The 12,826-nt window shown below is 70.2% G+C and carries 12 protein-coding genes; 7 read left to right on the top strand and 5 right to left on the bottom strand.

All coding sequences use genetic code 11. The features are described 5' to 3' along the window. The first annotated feature begins 198 nt into the window (after positions 1–198). Complete coding sequence (locus AB0J90_RS00060) at positions 199–2,082, top strand: Xaa-Pro dipeptidyl-peptidase (protein ID WP_363590632.1); 1,884 nt, start codon at positions 199–201, stop codon at positions 2,080–2,082. Positions 2,083–2,191: 109 nt separating this feature from the next. Here the strand turns inward: AB0J90_RS00060 and AB0J90_RS00055 are convergent, their stop codons facing one another. Both AB0J90_RS00055 and AB0J90_RS00050 read right to left on the bottom strand, forming a co-directional pair. After that, positions 2,192–2,416, bottom strand: coding sequence for a helix-turn-helix transcriptional regulator (locus AB0J90_RS00055; protein ID WP_326558720.1), 225 nt, complete (start codon positions 2,414–2,416; stop codon positions 2,192–2,194). Beyond that, complete coding sequence (locus AB0J90_RS00050; protein WP_363590631.1) at positions 2,416–3,012, bottom strand: DUF2975 domain-containing protein; 597 nt, start codon at positions 3,010–3,012, stop codon at positions 2,416–2,418. The genes AB0J90_RS00055 and AB0J90_RS00050 overlap by 1 nt, the downstream gene beginning before the upstream one ends. A gap of 134 nt (positions 3,013–3,146) precedes the next feature. On the opposite strand from AB0J90_RS00050, the gene AB0J90_RS00045 reads away from it, so the two are divergent. Continuing rightward, positions 3,147–4,010, top strand: coding sequence for an NAD(P)-dependent oxidoreductase (locus AB0J90_RS00045; RefSeq protein WP_363590630.1), 864 nt, complete (start codon positions 3,147–3,149; stop codon positions 4,008–4,010). A 22-nt stretch (positions 4,011–4,032) separates the two neighbouring features. Here the strand turns inward: AB0J90_RS00045 and AB0J90_RS00040 are convergent, their stop codons facing one another. Next, the gene (locus AB0J90_RS00040) at positions 4,033–5,187 is read right to left on the bottom strand and encodes a phospholipase D-like domain-containing protein (protein ID WP_363590629.1); all 1,155 of its coding nucleotides are present in this window, start codon (positions 5,185–5,187) and stop codon (positions 4,033–4,035) included. Positions 5,188–5,394: 207 nt separating this feature from the next. Here AB0J90_RS00040 and AB0J90_RS00035 point away from each other — a divergent pair, with 207 nt between their 5' ends. Then, entirely contained in the window at positions 5,395–6,084 is a 690-nt protein-coding gene (locus AB0J90_RS00035; RefSeq protein WP_363590628.1) for a helix-turn-helix transcriptional regulator, read from the top strand. Positions 6,085–6,128: 44 nt separating this feature from the next. Here AB0J90_RS00035 and AB0J90_RS00030 read toward each other — a convergent pair whose 3' ends face one another. Next, positions 6,129–6,521: a VOC family protein gene (locus AB0J90_RS00030; protein ID WP_363590627.1), complete on the bottom strand. Its 393-nt coding sequence runs from the start codon at positions 6,519–6,521 to the stop codon at positions 6,129–6,131. Between the two features lie 256 nt (positions 6,522–6,777). Between AB0J90_RS00030 and AB0J90_RS00025 the strand changes: the two genes are divergently transcribed. The 4 genes from AB0J90_RS00025 to AB0J90_RS00010 all read left to right on the top strand — a co-directional run bounded on the left by AB0J90_RS00025 (position 6,778) and on the right by AB0J90_RS00010 (position 11,922). Next, positions 6,778–6,954 (top strand): hypothetical protein, encoded by a 177-nt coding sequence (locus AB0J90_RS00025; RefSeq protein WP_363591403.1) that lies wholly within the window; start codon positions 6,778–6,780, stop codon positions 6,952–6,954. Positions 6,955–6,988: 34 nt separating this feature from the next. Further along, positions 6,989–8,425, top strand: coding sequence for a methyltransferase (locus tag AB0J90_RS00020; protein ID WP_363591365.1), 1,437 nt, complete (start codon positions 6,989–6,991; stop codon positions 8,423–8,425). Then, on the top strand, positions 8,418–10,484 hold the full coding sequence (locus AB0J90_RS00015; RefSeq protein ID WP_363590626.1) for a sulfatase-like hydrolase/transferase: 2,067 nt from the start codon (positions 8,418–8,420) through the stop codon (positions 10,482–10,484). The genes AB0J90_RS00020 and AB0J90_RS00015 overlap by 8 nt, the downstream gene beginning before the upstream one ends. Before the next feature lie 154 nt (positions 10,485–10,638). Continuing rightward, the gene (locus tag AB0J90_RS00010; protein ID WP_363590625.1) at positions 10,639–11,922 is read left to right on the top strand and encodes a citrate synthase; all 1,284 of its coding nucleotides are present in this window, start codon (positions 10,639–10,641) and stop codon (positions 11,920–11,922) included. Between the two features lie 94 nt (positions 11,923–12,016). On the opposite strand, the gene AB0J90_RS00005 is transcribed toward AB0J90_RS00010, so the two are convergent. Then, positions 12,017–12,826: glycosyltransferase family 4 protein (locus AB0J90_RS00005; RefSeq protein ID WP_363590624.1), on the bottom strand; the 810-nt coding region annotated here is incomplete at its 5' end.

The following is a 12,826-nucleotide window of genomic DNA, read 5'->3' as shown; positions in this document are numbered from 1 at the left end:
ACCTCGCGCCGGTCCCCGTCCGGGCCGGCGTTTCCCGGCCCTGGGTACCCGCTCGCGGCACGGACAACCGGAAACCTGGTACGACCGCGAATGATCGACTACGGGCGTCGACCCGCCTAGCATGTGTGGCCGATGGAACCAACTCGATTCGTCCCCCTGACCGGTTCCGGCCACGAGCCCGATCGAAGGGAACTGCCCATGCGTCGACCCCGTCACCCGGTGCTGCTCACCGCCATCCTGACCGGCACGCTGGTCCTGACCGCACCCGTGGTGCCCGCCGCCGCCGGCACCCACACGCCACCTCCGACCATTGTGGTCACCGACGGGATGACCCAGCCGGTCTTCTCGTTCGCCGACGCGATCGAGGAGCGGGTGTTCGTCCAGACGCCGCTGGACACCGACCACGACGGCCGCCTCGACCGGGTCGCGATCGACATCTCCCGCCCCGCCGAGACCGCCACCCGGGGCTTCAAGGTGCCGGTGATCTTCGAGCACAGCCCGTACCGCAAGGACACCTGGGGCGACGTGCCGTACCCGAGCGTGCTGGTGGACGAGCTGCCGCAGAACGGGTTGACCGGCCGCAACGGTGCCCGCGCGGCCGGTGGCGAGATCGGGCTCGCGGCGGCAAAGGCCAACCTCCCCGGATCGCTCGACGACTACTACGTGCCGCGCGGTTACGCCGTGGTGCTCGGCCAGAGCATCGGCACCGGTGACTCGGACGGCTGCCCGACCAGCGGCGACCGGGCCGAGACGCTCGGCACCAAGGCGGTCATCGACTGGCTCAACGGCCGGGCCCGCGGATTCGACGCCAGTGGCGCGCCGGTCACCGCCGGCTGGACCACCGGCGCGGTCGGGATGACCGGGGTCTCCTACAACGGCACCCTGCCCAACATGGTCGCCACCACCGGGGTCAAGGGTCTCAAGACGATCATCCCGGTCTCGGCGATCAGCAGCTGGTACGACTACTACCGGGCCAACGGCCTGGTTGTCGCCCCCGGCACGTATCAGGGCGAGGACGCCGACATCCTGGCCCAGTACACCGCCGGTCAGACGCGGGCCGAGGGAACCTGTGCCGACGAGATCGCCGAGATCACCCGGGAGCAGGACCGAGTCACCGGTGACTACACCCGGTTCTGGCAGGAGCGGGACTACCTCGACGGCGCGCGTGACGTGAAGGCCAGCGTGTTTGTCGTACACGGGCTCAACGACTGGAACGTCAAGACGGAGAACTTCGCCGGCTGGTGGGACCAGCTCGCCCGGTACGACGTACCGCGCAAGATCTGGCTGCACCAGGGCGGGCACGGCGGGCCGGGCAATGGTGCCACCGTACCGCTGCCGGACGGCAAGTCCTGGACCTACAAGCAGACCGAGAACCGCTGGTTCGACTTCTGGCTGTGGGGGGTGCGCAACGGCATCATGGACGAGCCGACCGCGGTGGTGCAGCGTGAGAACCGCGCCTACACCACGTACGCCAACTGGCCCGACCCCGGCGCGCGTGAGGTCGACCTGCGGTTCGCCGCGACCAACGCGACCCAGCCCGGCACCCTGACCACCGGCAAGCCGCCGAAGGGCAAGGTCGAGCAGGGCTTCGTCGACGAGGGGCGGACGATCGCGCCGACCCAGTTGGTGGCCCAGCCGGACACCGCCAGCCCGAACCGGCTGGTCTACACCTCGCCCGCGCTCGCCCAGGACGTCCGGCTCTCCGGCCGGCCGGAGATGCGGCTGCGGATGGCGATCGACAACAAGCCCGACGCCAACCTGACCACCTACCTGGTCGACTACGGTCCGGCGGGCTCGACCGCCGCGCCCGTCGTGGTGACCCGGGGGTGGACGGATCCGCAGAACCGCAAGGACGCCGACCGTACCGAGAAGGTCAAGCAGGGCAAGTTCTACGACTACAGGTGGACCCTGGAGCCGAAGGACTACATCTTCGCCGCCGGGCACCGGATCGGCGTGGTGGTCTTCTCCAGTGACCAGGAGTACACCCTGCTCCCGCTGGGTGGCACCCGCCTGCGGGTCGCGCCGAACGACAGTGAGCTGCGCATTCCCGTGGTCGGCGGACGGTCCGCGCTCGGCTTCTGAGCGTCCGCGCCACACCTCGATCGGCCGCCGGGGAGCGATCCCCGGCGGCCGATCCGTTGGTCGGTGACGGCGGTCGCCCGGCCTGACCCGGCCCGCCAGCCGCCACCGGTCAGGAGCGGCGGACGGTGAGCAGGTCGCCTGGCTGGCAGTCCAGTTCGTGGCAGAGGGCCGTCAAGGTGCTGAACCGGATCGCCCGTGCCCGGCCATTTTTCAGCACGGACAGGTTGGCGAGGGTCAGGCCGACCCGGTCGGCCAGCTCGGTCAGGGTCAGGCCGCGTTCGGCCAGGAGCTTGTCGAGATGTACGTCGACCCGGTGATCCTCCTCGGGCGGCATCAGATCACCGTCTCCAGTTCGGTCCGCATCGCCAATCCGCGCTTGACGATCTCGGCGATCGCGAAGAATCCGAAGCCCAGCAGCAGGAACAGCCCGGTCCGGGTCAGGTCCAGCGTCGCGGACTGCTCGCCGTCCGCGGTGACCCGCGCGGTCAGTTCGAGCGAAGCGATCAGCTGTACGAGCTGCGCCAGGACGCCGCCGACGAGGGCGACCCAACCGATCAGGCGCAGTCGCCGGACCGTACCGGTGGCGAACGGATCCTCGCGACGGGCGTGCCGCAGCACGGTCCAGAGCAGGACCAGCACCGCCGCCGCGACGGCGAGCATCGGCAGCACGGTCAGGTGGTACGCCACGAGCTGGCCCGGTGTGGGGTCGGCGACCCGCACCTCGACGTCACCGTCGACGACGCCTCCGGCGCGCAGGCCATCCGTGGCGCCGGCGACGCCTGCTACCGCATCCGCCGGGATCTGGGCGGTCACGGGGCCGCCGTTCGCGAGCGTGACGACGTTGAACACGACGATCGCGGCCAGGAGGAGCAGTGCGGCTACCACGAGGCCCTGCAGTTCGGTGAGCCAGTCAGGGTTGCGGAATCTCATGAGACACCTCCGCCTTATCGATTAGCGATATCTCGATAATCGATAAGTAGGTGGCACTTGTCAACCCCACCACCGTCAGCGCAACGGGCCACGTCCTAAGTTGGTCCCATGATCTCGTGCAAGGGTGCGGCGCAGTGGTGACCCGGGTGGCGGTCACCGGCGGCAGCGGCAAGCTCGGTCGGGCGGTTGTCGACGACCTGCTCGACCACGGTTACCAGGTGGTCAACCTCGACGCGGCGCCGCCCGCGACAGCACGCTGCCCGTACACGAGGGTGGACCTGACCGACTACGGCCAGACCGTCGAGGCGCTCAGCGCGATCGACGACCGGCACGGCGGTGTGGACGCGGTGGTGCATCTTGCCGCGATCCCCGCACCGGGCCTGCGGACCAACTCTGCGACGTTCCACCACAACATCGCCGCCACCTACAACGTCTTCACCGCCGCCCGCGCGGTCGGGATCCGGAACGTGGTCTGGGCCTCCAGCGAGACGCTGCTCGGGCTGCCGTTCGACACGCCGCCGCCGTACGTCCCGATCGACGAGGAGTATCCGGCCCGGCCGGAGAGCAACTACGCGCTGGTCAAGCACCTGGAGGAGGAGCTTGCCGGAAAGCTCTGCCGGTGGGAGCCGGATCTCAAGATGATCGGCCTCCGGTTCTCCAACGTGATGGAGCCGGCCGACTACGCGGCCTTCCCGGCCTTCGACGCCGATCCCACGCTGCGCAAGTGGAACCTGTGGTCGTACATCGACTGCCGCGACGGCGCCCAGGCGGTCCGCCTCGGGCTGGAACACCAGGGCACCGGGGTCGACGTTTTTGTGATCGCCAACGCCGACACGGTGATGAGCCGTCCCAGTGCGGAACTTGCCGCCGAACTCTTCCCGGACGTCCCGCTGACCCGCGAACTCGTCGGCAACGAGACCCTGATGTCGATCGACAAGGCCCGCCGGGTCCTCGGCTACGAGCCCACCCACTCCTGGCGGGACCAGGTGCGCGGCTGACCGGGAAGCACGACCCGGCCGGCTAACCCGTGCCGGCGAAGCGTTCGCCCGCCTCGATGATGCGCTGGATCTCGGCGCGGAAGAAGTTGGTCAGCTCGGCGCACCGGCCGAGGTCCACCGGCCCGCCTTCGCTGGCGGGCAGATCCGGGTACGGGCTGCCGAGCACGAAGATGTTCTCGTCGTTGTACTGGTTGGCCGGGGCGGTGTAGTTGAACGAGCCGGCGATCACCGTACTGTCGTCGATGGTCATGAGCTTGTGGTGCAGCTTGCCGAACGCGGGTGACCTGATCGGGGCGTAGAGCGCGATCTTGGCCCGGTTCAGGTCGTGCGTCGCGGCCCAACGCTGCGCTCCCTGACCCGGGTCCACCGCACCCGTGACCGTACGGCCGGCGGCGGCCAGGGCGATCATCGCGTCGTCCAGGCCGGATGAGCCGGCGAAGGTGAAGACCGCGAAGTCCACCCGCCCGGTCGCCTTCAGCATCTGCTTCATGATCTCAAGCTCCGGCGCGTGGTCCGGGGCGAAGAGCACCTTCACCGGTATCCCGCCGAGGTTGTAGGCCCGGGGCACCTTGCCGTGCGCACCGCGACCGAACTGCCCTGCCCGGAGCTGGGTGAACTCGCCCGCGTACTCCTGGCAGATCCGGGCGTCGTGGAAGGTCACCACGTGGTTGAGGTTGCGGTGGCAGTCGGTGCCGGTGAAGTTGGCCGACCCGGACAGCACCGCGGAGGTGGTGCCGGCCCGTTTCCGGTAGTCGCGGACGATGAACTTCTGGTGGAAGATCGCCGGGTTGTAGTCGGCCTTGACGTCGACGGCGCAACGCAGCAGCGCGGCCATGATCTTGCGGTTGGGCTCCAAGCTGCGGGCGCCGGGTTCGGCCGCCCACTGGACTCGCCGCTGGGCGGCCTGCGCCGATTCGCCGGCCCGCGCCGTCACCTTGGGCGCCTTGGCCGTACGCAGATAGTCCTGCTCCAGCACGATCCGGATGTCGACGCCGCGGAACTTGGCGTCCAGTAGTGCCTGCGCGATCGGCTCGGAGTCGAGTTCCTGTACGGCGACGTCGAGGGAGTCCTTGGCGTCGTCGATGAACCCGACGATGACCTGTTCGAGATCGTCGGCGGCGCCGAGTTCGGGCGGCCCGACGAAGGCCTCTATCTTGCCCGCGGCGAAACGTGTCATGCCTGTCAGGCTGACATCTCGTAACCCTCCGTAGTGTCGGCTTCCAGGACGCCGTCGGTGCCGGAAGACGCACCAGCGGCACGAGCACCGCATTCCGACCCGGTCCGCCGGTGCTGGTCGGCCCGGACACCGGGCCGACGGCGGTGCCCACACCACCACCGGCACGCCGGCTCGCGGCACAGGGGAGGTGCTGGCAGGCTGGGGGACATGTACCGGGAGACCACCTCCGCCCTGGTGGGCGGGGCCGTCCTGTGGTGGAGCACGGCGCCGCCGGGGGCGACACCGGTCCGGGTCCTGCCCGACGGCTGCATGGACCTGATCTGGTCCGAGCGGCACGGGCTGCTGGTGGCGGGGCCGGACACCGCCGCCCAGGTCGGGACCGCCACGGGAGAGCGGTACGTCGGACTGCGGTTCCCGCCCGGCACCGGCCCGGCCGTGTTCGGTGTTCCGGCGTACGAGCTGCGTGACCAGCGGGTCCCGCTCACCGCGCTCTGGTCCGACGCCCGCACCCGTGAACTCGACGAGCGGGCGGCGTACGCGGACCACCCCGAGCGCCTGTTGGAGTCGGTGGCGGCGGCCCGGCTGGGTGACGCAGGTGGCCCCGACCCGATCGCCCGTACGTTGGTCGCCCGGCTGGGTGCGGGCGCCGACGTGGCCGGCACCGCGGCCGATTTCGGTCTCGGCCCCCGCCAGCTCCATCGGCGCAGCCGGGCGCTGTTCGGCTACGGGCCGAAGACACTGGCCCGGATCCTGCGGATGCAGCGGGCACTGGCACTGCTCCGGACCGGGGTGCCGGCCGCCGACACCGCCGTACGGACCGGCTACGCCGACCAGCCGCACCTGTCCCGGGAGATCCGGGCGTTGGCCGGTGTCCCGCCCCGCGACCTGATCACCTAGCCGCCACGAGCGGTAGAACCGAGGGTGGAGCCCTCGGGTCGGGGTCAGGTGAGCGGGGCGAAGAGGTCGACGCCGTTGCCGTCCGGGTCGAGCAGGGTGGCGTAGCGCTGGCCCCAGAAGGCGTCCCAGGGTTTGAGATGCCCGGGGTAGCCGGCGTCGGTCATCTCGGCGTACATCGAGTCGACCTCGCCGGGATTGTCGCAGCGGAAGGCGAGCGTGATCCGACCGGGGCCGGTGGGCATGGACCAGTTCGGGTCGATCGAGGAGACCGTCTCGGCGGTGTCCCAGGCCAGGCGCAGCCCGCCGGGCAGCGGTGCCTCCACGTGCGGATCTTCGTCCGAGTCGGCGGGGATGTCCAACCCGAGGCGGCGGTAGAAGGTCAGGGAGCGGCCCATGTCGGCCACGACCAGGGAAATTACGTCTAGGTGAGGTGCCATTGCCCCACCATAGGGTCGACGGTCGCCGCCGGTCTTGAAGGAATCGGACACCCGTTCGTGGAGTGCGAATCGGACACCGGGCACCAGGTCTGCAGTGCGAGTGCGAGCAGGCGATCTCCGGCGTACGGTGTGGTTAACGGCACCTGAAGCCCAGATGAGCAGGGGGTTGCCGGCACTGGACGCCCTTCGCGACACGCCGACGCGGACACCGTCCCGGCCGGCGCGGCGGGCTCGGCGTGCCGGCCGACGTATCAACATGCGGGACGAAATGAAAGGGGCGGCCGAGATGGACCTGGCCTATCTGGATGCCGGATCCGGCAGTCTCATCGTGCAGGCGGTCATCGGCGGTGCCGCTGGGGTCGCGGTCGCGGCCAAGCTGTACTGGCGGCGGCTGGTCGGCCGGTTGCGCCGGCAGCCGGCGGAGAAGGACTGAGAGCGGGGCCCGGTCGCAGATGTCCCCGCCACCAATTTCCACATCGGAGGCCGGTGTACGCGCGGAGCCGGGCTCGTTCCGCGACCCCGGCAACCGGGTCTTCTACCTCGACGGGCAGGTGCTGCGCGGACTCGACCGGCGGGCGACCGAGGACTGGCACGCCCTCGCCACCAGCGAATTCTTCCCACCCCTGCTCACCGCCGGCAAGGTCTGCGGCACCGAACCCGTCGACCGGGACACGCTGTCGGTGCCCGACGAGAACTGCTGGGACACGGTGCTGCGACACGAGCGGATACCGTTCGTCTCCTACCCGTACGAGTGGTCCTTCGGGATGCTCCGGGACGCCGCGCTGTTGCATCTGGAGATCCTCACCGCCGCGCTGAACTCCGGGTTCACCACGAAAGACGGATCGGCTTACAACCTACAGTGGCGGGGTTCCACGCCGGTCTTCATCGACATCGGCTCCTTCGAACGGGCGCGCGACGGCGAGCCCTGGGCCGGTTACCGACAGTTCTGCCAGACCCTGCTCTACCCGCTGATGTTGCAGGCCCACCTCGACCTGGATTTCCAGCCCTGGCTGCGATCCCGGATCGACGGAGTCGAGCCCGGCCAGATGCGCCGCGTCTTCGGCGGCACCCGCCGGTTCTCCGCGGGGGTGCTCAAGCACGTATACCTGCACGACGCGATGCAGGCCCGGCACGCCGACGCGAGCACCGGGACGGTCCGGGCCGAGCTACGCGACGCCGGCTTCTCGCGGGACCTGGTGCTTTCGGGCGTACGGGCGGTGGAGAAGCTGGTCCGCCGGCTGGACTGGCAGCCACCGGCCAGCCACTGGGAGCAGTACCGCCAGACCTGTGGCTACTCCGACGCCGACCGGGAGCGCAAGGAACGCTTCGTCGAGGCGGCGCTGGTTGGAGCCTCCCCGCAACTCGTGCTCGACCTGGGCGCCAACGACGGCGACTACTCCCGACTCGCCGCCCGGCACGCCGCGTACGTGGTGGCGGCGGAGAGTGATCCGGCGGTGGTCGAGAACCTCTACCGGCGCCTGCGGGCCGACGGTGAGCAGCGCATCCTGCCGCTGGTGCTCGACCTGGCCGACCCCTCATCCGGCGGGGGCTGGGGCGGTGTCGAACGGGCCTCCTTCGCGGCCCGCGCCGACGCCGACGCGGTGCTCGCCCTGGCCGTGATCCACCACCTGGCCATCGGTCGCAACGTGCCGCTGCCCCAGGTCGTCGACTGGCTGGTCGGATTCCTGGCCACCGCCGGTTCGCGCGGCCGGCTGGTGGCCGAGTTCGTGCACCCGGAGGACCCGATGGCCCGGCGGCTGCTGGCCAACAAGCCGGCCGGTCTGTTCCCGGACTACCGCCGGGAGGAGTTCGAGCGGTTGCTGGCCCGGCGGTGCGACATCACCGCACGGGAGGAACTCCCGTCCGGCACCCGGACGCTCTACGTCGGGGTGCCGCGTGGCTGAGGCGGCCACCCCGCCCGCCCGGGGCCGGCTGTCCCGCTGGTGGCGCGCGGAACTGCCCACGTTTCTGGAGATCGTGGCGCTCTGCGGGCTGGTGATCACCCAGCCGTTGCTCGACGTCACCGGGCGCAGCCCCGACTTCTTCCTCTTCTACGGCGCCGGACCGGTCGAGATCCTGCTGCTGGTGGCCGCCTTCACCGTTCCGATTCCGGTCCTGGTCTGGGGGATCGGCGCGCTCACCCGGCTGATCGGGCCGGGGGTCCGGGGCGTGGTGCACACCGTGTCGCTGGGGCTGCTGCTCGCCGCGCTGGCGATCCAGGTCGGCAAACACCTGCTGCCGTGGCGCGGGCTGCCGTTGGCGCTGGTCGCACTGCTGGTCGGCGCAGTCGGGGCGTACGCGTACCGGCGCTGGCGGGCGGCCGGACAGTTGTTGCGGATCGCCGCCGCCGGACCGCTGGTCTTCGTCCTGCTCTTCGTCTTCGCCTCGCCGGCCTCGGCGGTGGTGCTGCCGGCCGAGCGCGGCTCGGGTCCCGGCGCCGCACACGAGTCGGCCAGCCATCCACCGGTGGTGATGCTCGTCCTGGACGAGTTGCCGCTGGTCTCCCTGCTCGGTGAGGGCGGGACGATCGACGCGACGAGGTTCCCCAACTTCGCCGCACTGGCCGGCGGATCGACCTGGTACCGCAACGCGACCGGGGTGAGCGGGTGGACCCCGTACGCGCTGCCGGCCATGCTCACCGGCCGCTACCCGTCGTCGGCGCGGGCGCCGCACTACTCGCAGTACCCGGACAACCTGTTCACCTTGCTCGGCGGGACCTACGACCTCAAGGTGCAGGAGAGCATCAGCCAGCTCTGCCCGCCGAGCGAGTGTGCGCGGCGCGAGACGCCGGTGCGCGGTGGGCTGCCGGTGCTGCTGCGGGAGAGCGCCGGACTGCTCCGGCAGATCGTCTCGCCGGTCGACGTACCGGACGATCCGGAGTCGTCGTACCGGGAGGCGACCCGGCAGGAGGCGGAGCTCGAGGAACTGGAGCAACAGCCACCGCCGACGGACCCGAGGTTCCGGTGGGGCGAACTCGACGTCAACCAGCCGGCCCGGTTCACCCAGTTCCTCGCCGACCTGCGTCCCGCCGAGCGGCCCACCCTGCACTTCCTGCACCTGCTGATGCCGCACACGCCGTGGAACTACCTGCCGTCGGGCATGCGGTACGACTCACCACCGGGTATGCCCAACGACGGTGACGGCTGGGTGGAACTGGCCCGGCAGCGTCACCTGCTGCAACTCGGGTACACCGACCGGTTGATCGGTGAAACCCTGCGTACGCTGCGCGAGTCCGGGCTCTACGACGACGCCCTGGTGGTGGTGACCGCCGACCACGGGCTCAGCTTCACTCCCGGGGTGCAGGGCCGGGGCCGGGCGTCGATCGACCGGGCCCCCGGCGAGGTGGCCTGGGTGCCGCTGTTCGTCAAGGAGCCGGGGCAGCGGGACGGGCGCGTCGACGACCGCAACTGGGAACACGTCGACCTGCTGCCGACGATCGCCGACCGGGCGCAGGTCAGCATCCCCTGGCAGGTCGACGGCCTGGTCGCGCCGGACGCCACCCGGGAGCGGTCGGAGAAACGGTTCCACGACCAGCCCACGTTCGCCCTGCAACTGCCCGGTGACACCTTCGCCGACGTGCTCAGCGGTGCCGCCCGGCCGAAGCTGCCCGCGCCCCCGTCGCCGGAGCTGATCGGCCGCCGGGTCACTGACCTGCGGGTCAGCGACGACCGCACCGGGGTCAGCGTGATCAATCGGGCCGCGTTCGACAACATCGACCCCAACGGCGGGCGGCTGCCCGCGCTGGTCTGCGGCACGGTCCCGGACTCGGTGCCCACCGGCGCCCGGATCGCGGTCGCGGTCAACGGCCGGATCGGCGCGGTCGTGCCGGTGGTCGACCCGGACAAGAACGGTCGTCGCTTCGGTGCCCTGGTGAGCGACGAGTCACTGTTCGTCCCCGGTGCGAACAAACTGGAGTTGTTCCTGGTCAACGACGGTGGCGAGTTGCGCCGGTTACGTCTGTGACTTAGGCGACATTCAAGGTGACAGTTTCGCAAGTGGGGTGATGCGTGACGCATCCCTCACCGCTCGACCATGGCCAGGTGTTGGTTCCGCGCCACGATTACCGTAGGAACAGAGGCAATTCAACGAAGATTTTGCCGCCGAAGCGAGGAACCACATGACGGATGTCAAGCTCGACCACCCCGGCGGGCAACTGTCTATGCCGGTGCGGCCCGCTGTCGAGGGCCCGTCCGGGATCGGCGTCGGCAAGCTGTTGGGCGAGACCGGGTACGTCACCTACGACCCGGGTTTCGTCAACACCGCCGCCTGCTCCTCGGAGATCACCTACATCGACGGAGATGCGGGTATTCTCCGCTACCGCGGATACCCCATCGACCAGCTGGCGGAGAAGGCCTCGTTCCTCGAGGTCTCGTACCTGCTGATCTACGGCGAGCTGCCCACCGCCCAGCAGCTCACCGAGTTCAGCGAGTGGATTCGCCGGCACTCGCTGCTCCACGAAGAGATGCGGCGGTTCTTCGACGGGTTCCCGCGCGACGCGCACCCGATGGCGGTGCTCTCCTCGGCGGTGAGCGCCATCTCGACCTTCTACCAGGACAGCCTGGACCCGTTCGACCCCGAGCACGTCGAGATCTCCACCGTGCGCCTGATGGCCAAGGTGCCGACGATCGCGTCGTACGCGTACAAGAAGTCGATCGGTCAGGCACAGCTCTACCCGGACAACTCCCTCGGGTACGTGGAGAACTTCCTACGCCTGACGTTCGGCGTACCGGCGGAGGAGTACGAGGTCGACCCGGTCGTCGCCCGCGTACTCGACATGCTGTTCGTGCTGCACGCCGACCACGAGCAGAACTGCTCCACCTCCACCGTCCGGCTGGTCGGCTCCAGCCAGGCCAACCTGTTCGCCTCGGTCTCGGCCGGCGTGAACGCGCTCTTCGGTCCCCTGCACGGGGGCGCGAACCAGGCGGTACTGGAGATGCTGGAGGGCATCCGCGCCGACGGCGGGGACGTCCAGGCCTTCGTCCGCCGGGTCAAGGCCAAGGAGCAGGGCGTCAAGCTGATGGGCTTCGGCCACCGGGTCTACAAGAACTACGACCCGCGGGCGGCCATCGTCAAGAAGGCCGCGCAGGACGTACTGGCCCGGATGAACAAGCCCGACCCGCTGCTCGACCTTGCGCTGCAGCTCGAGGAGATCGCGCTGGCCGACGACTTCTTCGTGTCGCGCCGGCTCTACCCGAACGTGGACTTCTACACCGGCCTGATCTACAAGGCGATGGGGTTCCCGACCAAGATGTTCACCGTGCTCTTCGCGCTCGGCCGGCTGCCCGGCTGGATCGCCCAGTGGCGCGAGATGATCTCGGATCCGGAGACCAAGATCGGCCGTCCGCGGCAGCTCTACACCGGTGCCGGCGAGCGGGCGTTCGTCCCCGTCGACCAGCGCTGATTGGTGCCACCGGTACAACGCTGAGCCGTGACACCACCGGCCGCCGACGCCCTCGGGCATCGGCGGCCGGAGTCGTACCGGGACCGTTTGGCGGTCAGCGCACGCCGACGGCGGCGAGCAGGTTCCCCGCCGGGATGTCGAGCACCGGGCGGCCGTGCGCCAACCGGTGCGCCGCCTGCTCGGTGGTGAACGCCGCGGCCTTGTCGATCGCGGTGGCGTACGTGGCCGCGGTGCGCTGTGCGATCGACGCCCAGCCGTAGTCGTCGGCCACCATCCGCCGGGCCCGCCGGGCCAACTCCCGCGCCCGGTTACTGTCGGCCAGCAGCGCGTGTACGGCGTCCGCGAGCGCGTCCGGGTCCTTCGGCTCGAAGGTCATCCCGGTCACCCCGGTCTCGACGATCTCGGCGAGCCCGCCGGTGGCGGCGACGGCGAGGGGCGCACCGGCCGCCGCACCCTCCAGCGCGACCATGCCGAACGGCTCGTAGATGCTCGGCACCGCGAAGCAGTCCGACGCGGCCATCATCGCGGGCAGGTCCGATCCACCGAGGAAGCCGGGCATGCTCACCGCTCCGCGTACCCCGAGCCGGTCGATGTCGGCCTCCAGCTCACCCCGGTACGGACCGTCACCGGCGATGACCAGGCGCAGTCCGGGGTGCTCCCGACGCAGCCGGGGCAGTCCCGCGATGAGGTGCTGGACACCCTTCTCGTAGACCAGCCGGCCGGCGAAGGTGACCAGCGGGCCGTCCCCGGCGAAGCGCTTGCGAGCGGCGGCGACAGCGGCGGCGCTGGCCTTCCACCGGTGCGTCTCCACGCCGTTGGGTACGACGTCGATGTGGGTGGTGGGGAGGTTGAAGAGGTTGTTGACCTGGTCGCGCATGTAGCCGGAGCAGGTGATGACGCGGCT

This window comes from Micromonospora sp. NPDC049523 (assembly GCF_040676775.1).
GTDB lineage: Bacteria > Actinomycetota > Actinomycetes > Mycobacteriales > Micromonosporaceae > Micromonospora_G.
The sequence above is the reverse complement of the archived record's forward strand: the minus strand, read 5'-3'. Positions and strand labels throughout refer to the sequence as shown.

What these genes read in the sequence shown, in the direction of transcription:
- AB0J90_RS00060 (WP_363590632.1), top strand. Translation starts at nt 199, where the DNA reads ATGCGTCGACCCCGTCACCCGGTGCTGCTCACCGCCATCCTGACCGGC.
- AB0J90_RS00055 (WP_326558720.1), bottom strand. Translation starts at nt 2,416, where the DNA reads ATGCCGCCCGAGGAGGATCACCGGGTCGACGTACATCTCGACAAGCTC.
- AB0J90_RS00050 (WP_363590631.1), bottom strand. Translation starts at nt 3,012, where the DNA reads ATGAGATTCCGCAACCCTGACTGGCTCACCGAACTGCAGGGCCTCGTG.
- AB0J90_RS00040 (WP_363590629.1), bottom strand. Translation starts at nt 5,187, where the DNA reads ATGACACGTTTCGCCGCGGGCAAGATAGAGGCCTTCGTCGGGCCGCCC.
- AB0J90_RS00035 (WP_363590628.1), top strand. Translation starts at nt 5,395, where the DNA reads ATGTACCGGGAGACCACCTCCGCCCTGGTGGGCGGGGCCGTCCTGTGG.
- AB0J90_RS00030 (WP_363590627.1), bottom strand. Translation starts at nt 6,521, where the DNA reads ATGGCACCTCACCTAGACGTAATTTCCCTGGTCGTGGCCGACATGGGC.
- AB0J90_RS00025 (WP_363591403.1), top strand. Translation starts at nt 6,778, where the DNA reads ATGCGGGACGAAATGAAAGGGGCGGCCGAGATGGACCTGGCCTATCTG.
- AB0J90_RS00010 (WP_363590625.1), top strand. Translation starts at nt 10,639, where the DNA reads ATGACGGATGTCAAGCTCGACCACCCCGGCGGGCAACTGTCTATGCCG.